At 31.3% G+C, this 17,176-nt stretch carries 15 protein-coding genes; 4 read left to right on the top strand and 11 right to left on the bottom strand.

Features of this window, described 5'->3' with window-relative positions:
• Nucleotides 1-44: 44 nt before the first annotated feature.
• The 3 genes from HMPREF1864_RS02130 to der are packed head-to-tail and all read right to left on the bottom strand — an operon-like array spanning nt 45 to nt 2,976.
• Nucleotides 45-1,052, bottom strand: a complete 1,008-nt coding sequence (locus HMPREF1864_RS02130; protein WP_062571199.1) for an NAD(P)H-dependent glycerol-3-phosphate dehydrogenase — start codon at nt 1,050-1,052, stop codon at nt 45-47.
• Nucleotides 1,049-1,639, bottom strand: coding sequence for a glycerol-3-phosphate 1-O-acyltransferase PlsY (gene plsY, locus HMPREF1864_RS02125; protein WP_062571198.1), 591 nt, complete (start codon nt 1,637-1,639; stop codon nt 1,049-1,051). Before plsY ends, HMPREF1864_RS02130 begins: the two co-directional genes overlap by 4 nt.
• Complete coding sequence (der, locus tag HMPREF1864_RS02120) at nt 1,636-2,976, bottom strand: ribosome biogenesis GTPase Der (RefSeq protein WP_062571197.1); 1,341 nt, start codon at nt 2,974-2,976, stop codon at nt 1,636-1,638. Before der ends, plsY begins: the two co-directional genes overlap by 4 nt.
• Before the next feature lie 107 nt (nt 2,977-3,083).
• Here der and HMPREF1864_RS02115 point away from each other — a divergent pair, with 107 nt between their 5' ends.
• Together HMPREF1864_RS02115 and HMPREF1864_RS02110 are read left to right on the top strand one after the other, a co-directional pair.
• Nucleotides 3,084-3,863: a threonine/serine exporter family protein gene (locus HMPREF1864_RS02115; RefSeq protein ID WP_062571196.1), complete on the top strand. Its 780-nt coding sequence runs from the start codon at nt 3,084-3,086 to the stop codon at nt 3,861-3,863.
• Nucleotides 3,860-4,336: a threonine/serine exporter family protein gene (locus HMPREF1864_RS02110; protein WP_082718895.1), complete on the top strand. Its 477-nt coding sequence runs from the start codon at nt 3,860-3,862 to the stop codon at nt 4,334-4,336. The genes HMPREF1864_RS02115 and HMPREF1864_RS02110 overlap by 4 nt, the downstream gene beginning before the upstream one ends.
• A 79-nt stretch (nt 4,337-4,415) precedes the next feature.
• On the opposite strand, the gene gatB is transcribed toward HMPREF1864_RS02110, so the two are convergent.
• From gatB to HMPREF1864_RS02070, 8 genes are all read right to left on the bottom strand, one after another.
• Complete coding sequence (gene gatB, locus HMPREF1864_RS02105; RefSeq protein WP_062571195.1) at nt 4,416-5,846, bottom strand: Asp-tRNA(Asn)/Glu-tRNA(Gln) amidotransferase subunit GatB; 1,431 nt, start codon at nt 5,844-5,846, stop codon at nt 4,416-4,418.
• Nucleotides 5,843-7,294 carry an Asp-tRNA(Asn)/Glu-tRNA(Gln) amidotransferase subunit GatA gene (gatA, locus tag HMPREF1864_RS02100; protein ID WP_062571194.1) on the bottom strand — a complete coding sequence of 484 codons (1,452 nt, stop codon included), beginning with the start codon at nt 7,292-7,294 and terminating at the stop codon, nt 5,843-5,845. Before gatA ends, gatB begins: the two co-directional genes overlap by 4 nt.
• 9 nt (nt 7,295-7,303) lie before the next feature.
• The gene (gene gatC / locus HMPREF1864_RS02095) at nt 7,304-7,585 is read right to left on the bottom strand and encodes an Asp-tRNA(Asn)/Glu-tRNA(Gln) amidotransferase subunit GatC (RefSeq protein ID WP_062571193.1); all 282 of its coding nucleotides are present in this window, start codon (nt 7,583-7,585) and stop codon (nt 7,304-7,306) included.
• Nucleotides 7,578-9,575 (bottom strand): NAD-dependent DNA ligase LigA, encoded by a 1,998-nt coding sequence (ligA, locus tag HMPREF1864_RS02090; protein ID WP_062571192.1) that lies wholly within the window; start codon nt 9,573-9,575, stop codon nt 7,578-7,580. The genes gatC and ligA overlap by 8 nt, the downstream gene beginning before the upstream one ends.
• A 10-nt stretch (nt 9,576-9,585) precedes the next feature.
• A complete protein-coding gene (locus HMPREF1864_RS02085) occupies nt 9,586-11,790 on the bottom strand; it encodes an ATP-dependent helicase (protein ID WP_062571191.1) in 2,205 nt (734 codons plus the stop codon).
• Nucleotides 11,791-11,836: 46 nt separating this feature from the next.
• Nucleotides 11,837-12,517 carry a tRNA threonylcarbamoyladenosine dehydratase gene (locus HMPREF1864_RS02080; protein ID WP_062571190.1) on the bottom strand — a complete coding sequence of 227 codons (681 nt, stop codon included), beginning with the start codon at nt 12,515-12,517 and terminating at the stop codon, nt 11,837-11,839.
• A 47-nt stretch (nt 12,518-12,564) separates the two neighbouring features.
• Complete coding sequence (locus tag HMPREF1864_RS02075) at nt 12,565-13,635, bottom strand: S-layer homology domain-containing protein (RefSeq protein ID WP_062571189.1); 1,071 nt, start codon at nt 13,633-13,635, stop codon at nt 12,565-12,567.
• Nucleotides 13,636-13,717: 82 nt separating this feature from the next.
• Complete coding sequence (locus HMPREF1864_RS02070) at nt 13,718-15,766, bottom strand: S-layer homology domain-containing protein (RefSeq protein ID WP_062571188.1); 2,049 nt, start codon at nt 15,764-15,766, stop codon at nt 13,718-13,720.
• 207 nt (nt 15,767-15,973) lie between these two features.
• Here HMPREF1864_RS02070 and HMPREF1864_RS02065 point away from each other — a divergent pair, with 207 nt between their 5' ends.
• Entirely contained in the window at nt 15,974-16,786 is an 813-nt protein-coding gene (locus HMPREF1864_RS02065; protein WP_062571187.1) for a precorrin-2 dehydrogenase/sirohydrochlorin ferrochelatase family protein, read from the top strand.
• A gap of 21 nt (nt 16,787-16,807) precedes the next feature.
• Entirely contained in the window at nt 16,808-17,095 is a 288-nt protein-coding gene (locus tag HMPREF1864_RS02060; RefSeq protein WP_062571186.1) for a Cro/Cl family transcriptional regulator, read from the top strand.
• Nucleotides 17,096-17,176 lie beyond the last annotated feature (81 nt).

Raw genomic sequence — 17,176 nt, 5'->3', positions numbered from 1 at the left:
CCTATTTACCAAATTATTATATCATAAAGTTTTATAATAAGATATTATTCGAAAAAGATTTGCTCTATTTCGTCTTTATTTTCCCTAGTCATAAGTTCGTACACTGCCTTGTTTGGATCGTATCCTTCATAAAGGACTTTATATAGGGCATTTGTTATCGGCATTTCTATGTTTTTTATTTTCGCAAGTTTATAGGCCGATTTAACAGTTTTTACGCCTTCAACAACTTGTCCAACCTCATTACAAGCTTCTTCCATAGACTTACCTTCTCCAATTAATATACCAGCTCTTCTATTTCTAGAATGCATACTTGTGCAAGTAACAATTAAGTCCCCAATGCCAGATAATCCATTAAAAGTATGTGGATTTGCACCCAATGAAATCCCTAGCTTACTCATTTCATAAATACCACGAGTCATAAGTGCTGCCTTAGAATTATCTCCATAAGCTAATCCGTCATTCATGCCTGCTGCTAAGGCAATAATATTTTTTAAAGCTCCACCCATTTCTACACCAACAAGATCCGGATTTGTGTAAATTCTAAAAATTGGAGTGGAGAACTCATGTTGTATAGTTTGTGCAACTTTTAGATTTTCAGAGGATGCAACAAGAGTCGTCGGTATGTCTTTACCAACTTCTTCAGCATGAGAAGGACCAGAAAGTGCAACAAAAGGATTATCTTTTAATATTTCAGCAGAAATTTCTGATATTCTATCTAAACTTTCTACCTCAATACCTTTGGAAAGATTTACTATAATAGTTTCATTAGATATCTTGCCTTTAATATTAGTTAAAACTTCTCTTATACTTGAAGTTGGAACTGCAATTATAAATACATCAATATTTTGAAGCACACTATCCAAATTATTGGTTAAATTAATTTCTTTTCCAAATTTAGCTCCAGGAAGGTACTTTGTATTTTCTTTGTTTTTCCTAATGTCTTCAATTACCTCTTTATTTCTAATATAGAAGTTTAATTCATGACCCTTATTGGACAAAAGTCTTGCTATTGCAGTTCCCCAGCTTCCTCCACCACAAAGAGTAATTTTCATTTCTTTCCTCCTATCTTATTCTCATTTCCCAAGATAATTCTCTTAATATTATCCTTGTGTCTAATTATTCCAATAATAGCAATAGCATCAATTATTGCAATATTAGATGATGTTAAGTTAGACATAAAGGTATAGACAATAATAATCGAAACAAAAAATAATATTGAACCTACAGAAACCATCTTCGTTAATAAAGTTCCCAAGACCCATACAATGTAGCATATTAAAGTCAAGGGAAAATTAAATAAGGCTAAGGCTCCCAAAGTTGTAGCGACTCCCTTACCACCCTTAAACTTCATATAAAAGGGAAAATCATGGCCAAGGACTGCTCCAAGTATTCCTAGTGGAACAAACTCATTACCAAATAATCTTCTTATAAGAATAGTAACCAAGGCTCCTTTTAAAAAATCTATAACAAAAGTAAGGACACCAGCTTTTTTCCCAAGAACTCTCATGGCATTAGTAGTTCCTGCATTTCCCGAACCGTATTTTCTAATATCCTTGTGTAAAAAAATATTTCCAATTATGTAGGACCCAGAAATAGTTCCCACAAAATAAGATATTAATAAAGTTAAAAAATAGTTCATCTTTTTGGGCCCTTATCAGCTCTTGGGCTTGTTCTATTTTTTAGTTCCAAGATTATTGGTGTTCCATCAAAGGAATAAGTATCTCTTATTTGATTTTCAATATACCTTAAGTAAGAGAAATGGAAAAGTTCTTTATCATTTACTGATAACAAAAATTTTGGTGGTCTAACACTAACTTGTGAACCATAATATAATTTTCCCCTCTTCCCCTTATCTGAAGGTGGTTGATTCATTAAAACAGCCTTGTTTAAAATATCATTTAAAACACCAGTTTGAATTCTATGGTTGTAGTTGTTATTAACAAGCTCTATCATATCTAAGAATTCATTTACTCTTTGTCCTGTCTTAGCAGATATAAAAACAATTGGTGCGTAGGTTACAAAGGGAAGCTCTTCTCTAATCTTCTTTTCGAAGTTTCTCATAGTCTTTGTTTCTTTTTCGAGCGCATCCCACTTATTCACAGCAATTATAATTGCCTTATTGTTGTCATGAGCATAACCAACTATTTTAGAATCCTGTTCAGTTACCCCTTCTAGGGCGTCAATCATAAGAACACATACATTTGATCTTTCAATCGCTGTTAGAGTCCTAATAACTGAGTAACGTTCAACACCAGGTACAATTTTCTTTTTCTTCCTTAAACCTGCTGTATCTACAAATATATATTCATTCCCCTTATACTCTATAAGAGAGTCAATAGAGTCACGTGTTGTACCAGGAATATTTGTTACAATGGACCTGTTTTCTCCTGTTAAATAATTTAATAAAGAAGACTTTCCTACATTCGGCTTACCGATTAGGGTTACTCTTATGTTATCATCCTCTTCCAGTTCATCAACTGGAGTTAGACCATCTACAACTTCATCCAAAAGATCTCCAACTCCTGAACCTTGTTCTGCACTTATGCCAATAGGTTCACCAAGACCTAATTCGAAAAAGTCATAAATATTATCCTTTGTTATTTTAGAGTCATACTTATTTACAGCGAGTACAACCTTAGTCTTTGTCTTCCTTAGAAAATTAGAAATTTCTCTGTCTGTTGGATTTACACCTTCAGCTCCATCAACTACAAAGATTACAACATCAGAAGTTTCTAAAGCTATATCAATTTGTGTCTTAATACTGGACATAAAAATATTTTCATCTTTAAGATCTAGTCCACCAGTATCAACTAATAAAAATTTATAATTTAGCCAAGTTGCAGGCTGATAAATTCTATCTCTAGTAACACCTGGAGTATCTTCAGTTATTGATACCTTCCTGCCAACTATTTTATTAAATAGTGTAGATTTGCCTACATTTGGTCTGCCAATTATTGAAATTATGGGCATTTCCATATAATCACCCCTATCTTAATTATTATATCAAAGGAGATTATTTTATTCAATTTACTAATTTCGTTGAGAATAAAAAAACTCCATAGTATAATGATTTTGGTGATAGCATGGCTAAAGTCTTAAATAATATTAAAGATGCTAAGGACTTAATGAATTTATCTCTCTATACAGGTGCTCTTTTAATTCAAAATGGAGCAGAATCTTATAGGGCTGAAGATACAATTGAAAGAATTTGTAAATCTGTTTCAAATATTTCTAATGTATCAGCGTATGCTCTTCCCTCTGCAATTTTCATTTCAATGGAGTTTGAGGGAGAAACTCTTAGCAACTTTAGAAAAATTACAATTTCTGATACAAATTTATATAAAATTGACAGAGTAAATTCTTTTTCTAGGGATTTTGTTTCTCATGACCTTTCTATAAAAGAAGCCTATGACAGACTTTTTGAAATTGATGGAACAGAAGAAAACTCAAAAAAAATTTATTTTGGCGGTGGAATAGCAGCATCCTTCTTCTCTGTTTTATTCGGAGGAGACGTTAAAGACTTTGCTGCTAGTTTCTTTATTGGAATACTAATATCGCTTGTTTTAGAAAAGTTGTCTTATTTAAAACTTTCATTTTTTATAAATAATATTATTTGTGCATTTATAACTTCAATTCTTGCAATTATTTGCGTTTACTTTGGCCTTGGTTCTAATATAGATATGATTATAATTGGTGTGATTATGCTTTTGGTACCAGGAGTAGCTATAACAAACTCTGTTAGAGATATTATGAGTGGAGAATTTATTACTGGAGCTATTACCATGATTAAAGCATTTTTTATAGCCCTAGCCATTGCCTTTGGAGTCGGTGTTGGTCTTAAGTTAATGAGGTTTATATTATGATTAAAAAAAGTATTATCCAATTTTTATTATCTACTCTTGCAACTTACGGTTTCACAATTTATTTTAAACTTCCAAAAAGAGTCAGGTTAATAACATCAGCTTTATCAGGTTTTATTTGGGTCGTATATGAACTCCTCTTCGCTTTTAGTGATAACTATATGGTTTCTTACTTGTTATCTTCCTTTTTAATTGGAGTGTGTTCTGAATCTTTCGCAGTTTGTTTTAAAAAACCTGCAACAGTCTTCACACTTCCCTGCCTAGTACCTCTAGTACCAGGAGCCGGAATGTACTACATTATGTATTACTTCATAGAGTCTGATTATGTTGTTATGAGAGAGCATGTTATAAAAACAACATTAACGACTTCTGCACTTGCCTTAGGAATAGTTTTGTCTCAAGGTATCGTAAGAATAATAAGAGAATTAATTAGAAATTATAAAAGCAATAGATTAAGCAATAATTTGAGTCAATAATAGATTTATTATTTTAGACAGTACAAAACCCTAGGTAATTTTGCCTAGGGTTTAATTTATATTTTTATTTAATTTTTAATTATCTCTCGTTTAATTTCTTAACAAGCATTTCGTTTGCAACTTTTGGGTTTGCCTTTCCTCTTGACTTTTTCATTACTTGTCCAACTAAGAATCCAAGAGCTCTGTCTTTTCCTTCTTTAAAGTCAATAATTGACTGTTCATTTTCATCTAGAACTTCGTCTACAATTTTTTCTATTGCAGATAAATCTGTCATTTGTACAAGACCAAGTCTCTCAATTATCTCTTTTGCTCCATCACCAGTTTCAAACATTTCTCTTAAAACTTTTTTACCAGCATTGTTGCTAATTTTTTCACTCTTGATTGAATTTAATAACTCTATAAATTCTTTATTTTCAAAAGGTAGTTTAAAATCTTCATCATTAGAAATTTCAACTCTTCTTAAAATTTCTGTTTGAATCCAGTTTGATAAAAGAGTGTAGTCTTTAAATTCCTTTGCAAGTTCTTCAAAGAATTTTGCAAGTTCTCTTGATGAAGTTAAAACTTGCGCATCTTCAAGTGTAATTTCATATTCCTTTACAAATCTTTCAATCATTTGTTCGGGTAGTTCTGGCATTTTATCTACTACTTCTTTTATTTCTTCATCTGTGATATGAACTATCGGAAGATCACCTTCTGGTGCAAACCTATAGTCATTTGCAGTGTACTTAACCCTCATTAAGATAGTTTCATTTTTTGCGTCGTCCCATCTTCTAGTAGTCCTAATTTCATCTTCATGATTTTCAAGAAGTTTTATGTGTCTTTCTACTTCAAAATCAATTGCCTTTTCAACACCCCTGAATGAGTTAAGATTTTTAACTTCTGTTATAGCAGTCTTTTCACCTGTCTCCATATCCTTGACGTTTACGTTAACGTCACATCTAAGGGACCCTTCTTCCATCTTACAGTCAGATATACCTAAGAACCTAAGAGTTGACTTTAATTTTTCTAGAAAGTCTCGAGCTTCTTTTCCACTAGAAATATCTGGTCTAGTTACGATTTCTATTAGAGGAACACCGCATCTGTTGTAATCCATTAGTGTTTCGTTGTCTTCTGTATGAAGACTTTTTGCTGTATCCTCTTCCATTTGAATTTGGAAAAGACCAATTTTTTTCTTTCCATCCTCTGTGTCTATTTCAAGATAACCATCAGTGCAAATTGGTTTGTCATTTTGTGTGATTTGAAAACCCTTTGTTAAGTCTGGATAAAAATAATTTTTTCTATCAAATTTTGATTTGTTATTAATCTTACAGTTAAAAGCAGTTCCTGCCATTATAGTATAGTTGACTACATTTCTATTTAGGACAGGCATTCCACCAGGAAGGGCTAAGCATACTGGACATACATTTGTGTTTGGTTCATCGCCAAAGGAGTTTTTACATGAACAAAATGCCTTTGTCTCTGTGGAAAGTTCTACGTGAATTTCCAGTCCTACAATTGTTTTATATCTCATTTGTTTAAGCTCCTTTCAAATGCTAGGGACGCTTGAAGTAGGTCCTTGTCCTTAAATCTCTTACCTGTAAATTCAATACCTATAGAAAGTCCATCTTCACCTGCTGGCATTGGTAGAGAAATTGATGGGGATCCCACCATATTAGCTGGAATTGTAAATAAGTCAGCTTGATATGCTTCAACTGGGCTTATATTATCATCAATTTTAAAAGGAAGAACTGGGAATGTTGGACAAATCATAAAGTCGTAATCCTTAAACATTCTATCCATATCTCTTTTAATTAAACCTCTAACCTTTAGAGCCTTGTAATAAAATTCTTCAGCATTATCCATAGATAGAATATTAGTGCCTATCATAATTCTTCTCTTAACTTCATCACCAAAGCCTTCACTTCTTGAAGCACGATACATTTCTTCAATTGTTTCAAATTTTTTGTCTGTTCTGTGACCATATCTTATGGAATCAAAACGAGCCAAGTTAGATGCGATTTCTCCATTGACTAGGATGTTATAAGTTTCTATAGTGTGGTTTAAGGATTCGATGTCGTACTCGTCTACTTTTGCACCACAATCTCTTAAAATTTCAATTGCCTTTTCAAGTTCGCTTCTAACTCTCTCATTCAAATCCATTTCTAAATACGTTTTAGGAATAGCAAACTTTTTACCTTCAAGATTTTTAATTACTTCATCTGAAAAATCAAAATCAAAATTTAATCCAGGATTTCCAACAGAAGTCGCATCTCTTTCATCTCTACCTTCTATTACATTAAACATCATAGTAAGGTCTCTAACATCATTTGCAATAACTCCAGGTTGGTCAAAGGTATTTGCCATTGAAGCCATACCAAATCTAGAAATTGAACCATAAGTTGGTTTCATACCAACAGTCTTACAAAAGCTTGAAGGTTGTCTTACAGACCCACCAGTATCAGATCCAATAGAAATAGCTGCCATATTAGCACTAACAGACGCAGCTGAACCACCTGAGGATCCACCAGAAACCCTTGTAGTATCAAGTGGGTTTTTTGTTACCCCAAAGTATGAAGTTCTAGTTGATGCTCCCATGGCAAATTCATCTAAGTTTACCTTACCTAATATGACTCCATCATTATCCTTTATTTTTTTAACTAGTGTGGCATCATAGGGTGAAATATAATTTTCAAGCATTCTAGAGCCGCAAGTCATTTTTACATTTTTTACAGAAATATTGTCTTTAATAGAAATAGGAATCCCAGCAAGAGGTGACATCTCTTCTCTGTTATGGAATTTTTCATCCACTTCCTTTGCTTTTTTTAATGCCAATTCTTCTGTAACTGTAATATAAGAATTAATTTCTTTATCTTTTTCTTTAATATTATCTAAAAATTCTCTTGTAACTTCCTCACAAGAAAAATCTCTATTTCTATAACCTTGAGCTATCTCCCAAGCCTTTAATTTGCTAAAAGTCATGAGTCCCTCCTATTCTACAAACTTGATAAGTTTAAAATAACCGTATTTTTTAGTAGCGGCATTTTCTAGTGCCTCTTCTTGAGAAAGAGACTCTCTTGTTTTATCTTCACGAATATTATTTTCTGTTCCATTGACTTGAAATACCATTTCAACACCATCAGTGTCAATTTCTTTTATTTTATTTACAAGTTCAATATTTTCATCAAAGCTTGGTGCAAACTTATCTAGCTCTTCATCAGTAAAATCTATTTGAGCAATATTTGCAATATGCCTTATGTCTTCTTTATTCATTTAAACCTCCTACTAAATCTTCAAGTTCTTCTAAACTCAAAATTTTTATATCTAAGGACCTTGCTTTCTCATACTTAGATCCTGGGTTCTCTCCTACAACAACATAATCAGTGTTTTTACTTACTGATCCTGTTACCTTAGCACCTAAGGATATCAATTTTTCTTCTAATTCTTTTCTAGGAATTTCTAAAGTTCCTGTTAATACAAGAGTTTTTTTATCAAGTGGCTTAGGTCCATTATTGTCATCTTCATATATAGGATTTAAACCTAAGTCAAATAACTCATCTACTGCCCCAATAATTCTATCATCGTGGAAAAATTCTACAATCTCTTTTGCAGTGATACTTCCAATATCTCCTATAGAAACTAGTTCCTCTTCCTTGGAATTTTTTAATTTGTCAAAGGAATTAAAGTGATTAGCTAAGTCTCTAGCCGTTTTTATACCTACATTAGGTATGCCAAGGGCATATATAAAATTTGATAAATGTGGCTTTTTAGAGTTTTCAATTGCTTTTAGAAGATTGTTCGTCCTCTTTTCTTTGAAACCTTCTATTTTAATTATATCTTCATATTTAAGCTTGTAAATATCAGGGATTTCTTTCAATCCAATAGTAGCCATTAACTTTTCAATAGTTTTCTCACTAAAACCCTCAATGTCCATGGCATCCCTTGATGCAAAATGTGTGAGCCTAGAAACTAATTGTGGCACACAGGATAAGGTATTAGGACAAAATATGTGGACTCCATCTTGATAAAGATGTGACCCACAATAAGGACAAGTTTTTGGCTTTTCTATTTCACGTGTTTCGTTGTCACTTGGAAGAGTCCCTAATATTTCTGGTATAACATCGTTAGACCTTCTTATTAAAACTCTTGAGCCTATTCTAACTCTTTTCCTAAGTATATCATCGTAATTATTTAAGGTCGCTCTTTGAACCGTTACTCCACCAATATCAACTGGCTCAAGAATAGCTGACGGAGTAACCTTAGCTGTCCTTCCAACATTCCAAACTACATCAAGAAGTGTAGTTGAAATTTCTTCTGCTTCAAATTTATAAGCAACTGCCCAACGAGGAAACTTATTTGTATAACCAAGAGCTTTTCTAGTTTCTATGTCATTTACCTTTATAGTTACTCCATCGATTAAAATATCCAGCTTATTTCTATTTTCGCCAATTTCTTTTATTTTTTGTATTATGTCTGAGAATTTTTTGACTTTAAAATTATATTTTGAAACTTTAAAATTATTATCTCTTAAGAATTTTTTAATATCATCATCTGATTTAAAGATATCTTCTTCAATATAGCCAACATTATAGAAAAAAGCTGTCAAGTGCCTTTTCTTAGTAACCTTTGGGTCTAAGTTTCTTAGAGCACCCGCTGCTGCATTTCTAGCATTTTTTAATTTCTCATCATTTTCTTGGTTATATTTTTCTAATTCAGATAGAGGCATCAAGCCTTCTCCCTGAACTTCAATTTTACCGGGATAAGATATCCTTAGGGGAACAGAGTAAATAGTCTTTACTTGTTCTAGAATTTCTTCACCAATTATTCCATTGCCCCTAGTCGATGCCATAACGAGATTTTGATTTTCATAGGTTAAATTAATTGTAAGTCCATCAAACTTAAGCTCAACTATAAACTCCGGTTCTGGCAATTTATTTACACTATTATGATTATAATCACTTACAAATTTTTTAATTCTATTAAACCATCCAAGAAGAGCATCATCTCCCTGAGCCTTATCCATTGAATAAAGTCTTGCAAGATGAATATGTTTTTCAAATTTACTAAGGACAGCACCACCTACTCTACTCGTAGGTGAATAAGGAAGGACTATTCCACTTTCTTTTTCTAAGTTAACTAACTTGTCATAAAGTCTGTCATACTCAGCATCAGAAAGAAGTGGGTCGTCAAGAGTATAATAATGGTAATTTAATTTATCAATTTCCTTGATTAAGTTTTCCATTTCTTTTATTTTTTCATTCATAAGTCACCAACTAATCAATTAATTTAATAGGAGCAACAGACAGCATTAGTCTTTTTAATCCCTTTTTATCAAAGGAAATAACCACTTCATAATCTCCATTTTTTTCTTTCTTTTGGACTACCATGCCTTTGCCAAATATTTTATGTTTAACTTTATCCCCAACATTTATGTTCACATTAGTTGGATTATTAACACTCTTACTGACTTCGTCCTTCTTCTCTATTCCAAAAAATTTATTTTTCCTATTAACTGAAGGTTTATTTCCTTCATTATAGTCGCGAATTTCTAATAGTTCTCTACTCTTATCTTCAATAATGTCTATTGTCTCGCCCATCTCATTGATAAATCTACTCCTTCTTGCAGGAGTTAACTTACCATACAAAGACCTAGTCCTAGAAGATGAAATAAATAGATTGTTGCAGGCTCTCGTAACTCCTACATAACAAAGTCTTCTTTCTTCTTCAACCTCTTCTTCACTTTCAATAGATCTGTTAGATGGAAAAAGACCTTCTTCAAATCCAACTAAAAATACTGTTGAAAATTCCAAACCCTTTGCAGCGTGCATGGTCATAAGATTGACTCCACTTTCTTCGGAAGTCTTATCAACATCAGATAAAAGGGAAAGGGTATTTAAATATTCGGCAAGTTCAACTCCTTCTCTATCATATTCCATTATATTAGAATGAAGCTCTTCAATATTTTCGAGCCTTGTCTTGGCTTCAATTGTATTTTGATTTTTTAAATCTTCTACATAACCACTTTCATATAATACTTCTTCAAAAAGCTTTCCTATTGAAAGTTTTTCAGATCTATCCTTTAAAATCTTTAAAATACTTCCAAAATCTCTAATATTTTTTCTTGCCCTAATATTCAAATCTTCAAATTCATCAATATTTGTCACAAGGTCATAAAGTGAAATCCCATTTTTATCAGCATAATCCAGTAAATCAGCTAGGGATGTATCTCCTATACCTCTCTTTGGTCTGTTTATTATCCTAGATAGACTTACATTATCATCTGTATTATTTATAGCTCTCAAATAAGCTAGGACGTCCTTTACTTCCATCCTGTCGTAGAATTTAAGTCCGCCTACAATCTTATAGGGTATGCTTTCTCTCACTAAAGCCTCTTCAAAACCTCTTGACTGAGCATTGGTCCTATATAAGATAGCCATATTTTTAAATTCTTCACCCTTGTAATGAAGACCTATTATCTTATTTACTACTTCATATTCTTCTTCATTTGAATGTGGAAATTCTCTATAAACTACAGGACTACCTTCATTTCTTGAAGTCCAAAGATTTTTATCAATCCTACTTGTGTTATTTTCTATAACCTTATTAGCTACTTCAAGAATTTTTTGTGTGGATCTATAATTCTGTTCTAGTTTTACAATTTTTGCACCAGGAAAATCTTTATGGAAGTTTAAGATATTATTGATATCAGCACCACGCCACTTATAAATGGATTGGTCGTTATCTCCAACTACTGTAAGATTGGGTTCCTTTCCTGCCACTAGTTTGATAAATTCATATTGAATTTTATTAGTATCTTGGTATTCATCAACGAAGATATATTCAAACTTATTTCTATAAAATTCTCTTACATCTTCATAATCTCTTAAAATATCAACTGTCTTTATTAGGAGATCATCAAAGTCCAAGGAGTTATTGCCTACTAATTTTTTTTCATAAATCTCATAAATTTTACCAAGATTTTCTTTAAAAAAATTGTTTTTATTTAGATCTACATATTCTTGTGGACTTAATCCTTCACTTTTGATATTTAAAATGTCATTAACAAGAGCTCTTGGTTTATAAATATCCCTATCTAGTCCTAGTTCTGCTATTGCTTCTTTTACAACAGTAATTTGATCGTCCCTGTCATAAATAGTAAAACTAGAGCTATAGCCGATTTTATCTATATTTTTTCTAAGTATTCTAACACAAATTGAATGGAAGGTTCCAATCCACATTGAGGAGATATCTTCGTCGATTAAATTTGAAACTCTATCCCTCATTTCATTTGCAGCCTTATTTGTAAATGTAATTGCCAAAATTTTCCATGATGGAACTTGCAAATCTTCGATTAAATATGCGATTTTAGAAGTTACAACTTTGGTCTTGCCACTTCCAGCCCCTGCTAGAATAAGTAAAGGTCCTTCTGTAGCCAAAAGTGCTTCCTTTTGTTTATCGTTTAATGTATTTATATCCATGACTTCTCCTTACTGCTAAATATTATATGTTTTTTTTGCCTTATTTTCAACTTCTTAAGATGTCTCTTATTACTTGAGAAGCTAGTACCATGCCACAAACTGGTGGTACAAAAGAAATTGAACCAGGAGTCCTATCGCCTGTTTTAATTGGAAGTTCATTTGAACATACTACCTTTAGTTTTTTTATTCCCATATCTTTTAATTTTTTCCTCATAATTCTTGCTACTGGATCATTTTTTGTCTTTTCAATATCAATGACTTCAAACTTTGTAGGATCTAACCTATTGCCTGCTCCCATAGCAGAAATTATTTTTATATTTCTATCGTATGCTTCTTTTATGATTAATAGTTTAGATGTGATTGTGTCAATTGCATCTACAACATAGTCATAAGATTCAAAATCAATATCCCTTATATTTTGTTCACTGACAAATAAGTCATATTTTTTTATTTTTAATTTTGGATTAATTTCAAGAAGTCTTTCTTCACAAGCATCAACTTTTCTCATTCCTAAAGTCTTGGTAGTGGCAAAGGCTTGTCTATTTATATTTGTTATCTCGTATTCATCACCATCAACGAGACCTATTTCTCCTATTCCTGCTCTTACCAAAGCCTCAACGCAAGACCCTCCAACTCCACCAAGTCCAAATACAATTACAGATTTATTGTTTATTTTATCAATATCTTCTTTGGGAATCATTCTTTCAGTTCTACTTAAAAATTCCACTTTTCCTCCAATTTGAAAGGGCCGTCAAATGAACAGCCCTTTTACTATTATTTTAATTTTATGTTTGTTAAACTATTTTCGCCAAGGATACCACTACCCTCAACAATGTCGTTTATGTTATGCTTTCTAAAAGTATTAACAGTTATTATTTGTCCAGGACCAAACCTATCAGAATCAGATTCAATAACTTTAAGCCTAATAAAACTTACATTTTTGCTGTCTATAATTTCAATAACTTGACCCTTAAAGTTAATTGGGATGTTAGCTTCAGCAGCTTCTAATTCTCCAACAACATCGTGTGGCTTAGCATTTAATTCATTATTATCTAAGATTGTATTTTTATCAATATTGTTATCCTTTTCTAAAGAATTATTTTTTATATCCTTATTGTTTTCTTCTGTATTAACTAATAAATCTTCAGCATTGACTTCTTTATGTTTTCTTACCTTGTCCAAATTATTATTAAAATGTTCAAGAGATTTAGAAGTAATGACAGCCATCTCACTTCTTCTTATTGCAAGATTTCCATTAAAATAGCCCTCTGATCCTGTACTAGTAAAAATTTTTGAATTTACTAGATTTGGAAGATACTCAATAGTGAGAGGATTAATTTTTTTCTTATCCTTATACTTTAAATTACTTGTGTCTTTACTCTTATTTATATTTAAAGCTCTGGCAAAATAAACGGCTATGGAGTTTCTATTTGGGTAAAGCTTATTATCTAGAAATCCTCTTTCGCGAGCATTTATTAATGTCTTTTCAGTGATTGTGCCGTGGTATAAGTTGAAACAAATTGCATCTTTAGCCCAGTCTATGACTCCATTAGCATTTGCTGTTTCCATGTAAGCTTCTCTAGCTAACCTCATATCATCCTCACTTGGATTTAAAAGAGTTTTTATTATTTGCATAGTTTCCAAAAAACTAACAGGATTGTTTGGTCTAAAAGTTCCATCTTCATAACCATTTAAAATATTTTTTTTTGATAGTTCTTCCACATATTTGTATGCCCATTCTGTCTTTCCACTATTCTTTACATCAGTAAATGATTTAGCAAAAATACTTCCTGGAGCTAATACAAGGGAAAGAAGTAAGTTTATTACTATAATTTTCTTTTTCATATAATCACTCCGTCCTAAATTATAGCACAAATTTTTATAAAAAAAATAGAAACCCTCATGGGTTCCTATCTTATCTTAACTATTAGAAGTTCGGTACTCCATTATTTTTATAAAAGTTATTTCTGTTATAATCACTATTGTAACGATTAGTATTTAAAAAATATTTGTAATCTTGAAAGTCTTTCTTATTAGTAGTTCTATTTGCATAGTTTAAATAAACTCTCGGATTTCCTATATATTTATTATTTGAATCTGCAATAATTTCACCGTCATAATTTAAATAACCATCAAAAGACACAACATCATATAAATCTAAATTTTGTCCAGTTTGGAAATAAATTACTTTTCCTGGTTCTATTTTTGTATTATCTGATTGAATAACTCTTAATCCAATTTTAAAAACATTGTAATTATAACCAACATCAACCTTACTTACAACCTGAAACATTGCACTAAATTTAAGGTTAGAATCCACCAAAGTAATTGTTTCAACATCACCGAAACTATTTAATGATAAAAGAACACTCTTTCCTTTTAAATAACTTTCTGTAACTTGAGTTTGTTTAACACCATTATAAGATTTTATTTCATAACGATCAGCAAGATAATATTTCCTTGTATATCCATCAGTTGTAATTATATCAATATATCTATTTGATCTTATATTCGTAAAGGATGATTCATCTCCACTATATCCTACAACATCTCCCACTACATTTGTATTAGTTTGGTTATTTGATGCGAGTCCCATAGCAACTTTATAGTTTACATAAAGTGTTATATTGTCATTAATTGTTATTCTATCTAAATCTCTTGTAGAATTTGTGATATAAAATTCGTAATCCTTATTATCTTTTAATCTTATCTTCAAAGATGCTCTATCTTTATTAGATGTGTCTACTGAAATGATTCTTCCGGTAACATTAGCTTCTTTAGGGAATACTGTTATTTCTGTTATTTTATTATCAGAATTTGTCTTAAATTCAACTAAGTCATCTACTGCAATGTCTTCTAATTTTAAGTCTTTGCCATAAGCTTTGATTTTTACATTTTTATCTAAATCAAAAGTTTTTGTATCTGATGTTGAAATCTTTGAAGTAGTTCTAAAGTTTATAGAATCTGAGTTGTCTCTGTATCTAAGAGTGATTTGATTGTTACCCTTAGAGTTAACATATCCAACCATATCAAGCATTGCATTTGTAACTGTTATAGTCTTTGCAGTACCTTCTCTTTCACCAGACTTAGCCTTAACATATTCGATTTCAACTTCTTGTCCAGCCTTAACGTCTTCAAGCTTAATGTCCTTATCTTTTAATTTATACTTTGTGTTGCTATCAATATCAAAAGAATATTTTGAACCCTTAGTTTCGATTATAACAACATTAACATTGTTAAGCTTTGAAGAAAGAATAACTGTACCCTTAATCTTTTCAGTTTTTGCTTCAATCTTATTTTTTTCTGCATAATCAAAGGAAGCCTTTGTAATTATTGCAGTTTCGGCACGAGTGATTGCTCTATCACCTTCAAAGTTTCCATCAGATCCAGTTGAAGCGAATATTTTTGCATCTACAAGAGAAGATAAATAACCCTTAAGAGTTTCGCTCATCTTATCCTTATCCTTATGTTTTAAAAGGCTTGTATTTCCATTTGGACTAAGTTGTAGTGCCCTTGCAAAGAAAATTGCTATGTCGCTTCTAGTTGGGTATTCTCTACCACTTATTTTAAAGAAACCTCTTTCATTTGCTTTCTTTAAAGAGCTTTCATCTAGGTAACCTCTGTGAAGTGCTAGGCATATTGCTTCTTCTGCCCAAGAGTTTACACCGTTATCTTTAGCGATTTTAGAATATTTTTCTTTAGCAGTTTTTAACTCTTGATCACTTGGCCTTAAAACTTGTTTGATTAGTTGTAGAAGCTCTTCTAGAGAAACAGATTCAGCTGGTTTAAACTCTCCATCAGGGTGTCCATTAATAATATTGTTGTCACTTAATTTATCGATAGCATCATAAGCCCAAGAATATTTGTTGTTTTTCTTTTTTACATCTTTGAACTCTTTTGCAAAAGTTGCACTTGGCGCTAGCATCAAAGCTGCAAGTCCAAGAGCAGCAGCTCTCTTTAAATTGTTGGATTTCATAATAAAACCTCCATTTTCTTTCTAGATCTTTTAATCATTATAACATAAATCTACTTTTATGAAATTTAGAATTTATTAAAATTCTATTAAATTAACAAGGAAAAGTCTCTATTAAAACAATATCTTGAATAAACTTAGCTCTTATTTGGTATAATTAAGCTAAGTGATACATACACTAATGTAAAAATTTTTTAAAGGAGTGATAAGATGCGATATATGCCAGTGAGCTTAGATACTCTCGACAAAAAAATCCTAATTTTAGGGGGAGGTTATCTTGCCTATTCTGCTTTAAAGTCTGTTATTGATTCAGAAGCAGAAATATATATGATTGGAGATTCTTTTACAACGAATATTGTAAATATTGCTGAGAAGTCCCAAGGCAGAATTAAATTAAAGGAACACGAAGTTGATAAAGACTTTATGTTTATGGGCTATGATTATGTACTAATAGCTACTGAAAACTTCGAAGTAAATGAAGCTTTAGAAAAAAGAGCTCTTTCAAGAAAAATGGTTTATCAAAGGTTTGACATCTTGTCTAAGTCTTTGATCTCTATTAATAAATCTATTGAACGAGGACCTTTAACTTTTTCACTAAATTCTTCTAGGATTAACCCAACTATTACTGATATTATTTTTGAAGATTTAGAAAAATTTTCAAAAAAATATAGCATTGAAAAAATTAATATTCTAAATGAAATTAGGTCTGAATTAGTTCGCAAAAATTCACAAAATATTGATGAAATTATTAGAAGACTGTATGAAAGTGAAACTATTAATCTTTCAACTTTCTTGGATAAGATGCCTGGATATAAGATTGAAGATTTAAAATCATCAGAAGATTTAATTGATTCAATTGAAAAGGGAGAAGAAATTAAAACTGAAAAAGAATCTACAATGGAAGATGATCAGCTTATAAAGAAAAATCTTGATGATGCGAAAAACACTTCAAGAGATAAGGATCTTGATAAGTCGAACTTAAATTTAGATTCTTTTAAAGACTTAGATAAGTTTGAAAAATAATTTTAAGAAAGGATGTATAAAATGATTGGTTATGTAGGAAGTATGCCTGGAAAAGTTTTTAACGAAAAAGAATTTACTCTAGTAAAAAAAGTTTTAGCCTCTGGAGAAATTATTGAAAAACACAAGCACCCTGGCTTTACTGTACTTGTAACTATTGTTAAGGGTGAAATAAAAGTACTATTAAATGATGAAGAAGATAGAGAGTTTGAACCAGGTAAGGTTTTGAAGTTTGATGGTGAAAATTATATTTCTATTGAGGCTGTTAAGGCTAGTGAATTTTTTGTTACTCTAATAAAAAAGAATGAGTAAATTGTAATTTAATTTAATATAAGCGTTAATATTAAAATAACCTCATGATTTGTGGTGACCCCATAAAGTTGGACCTAATAC

The sequence above is a fragment of the Peptoniphilus sp. DNF00840 genome, assembly GCF_001553125.1.
Taxonomy (GTDB): Bacteria; Bacillota; Clostridia; order Tissierellales; family Peptoniphilaceae; genus Peptoniphilus_A; species Peptoniphilus_A vaginalis.
This window is presented reverse-complemented; position numbering and strand designations above follow the sequence as displayed.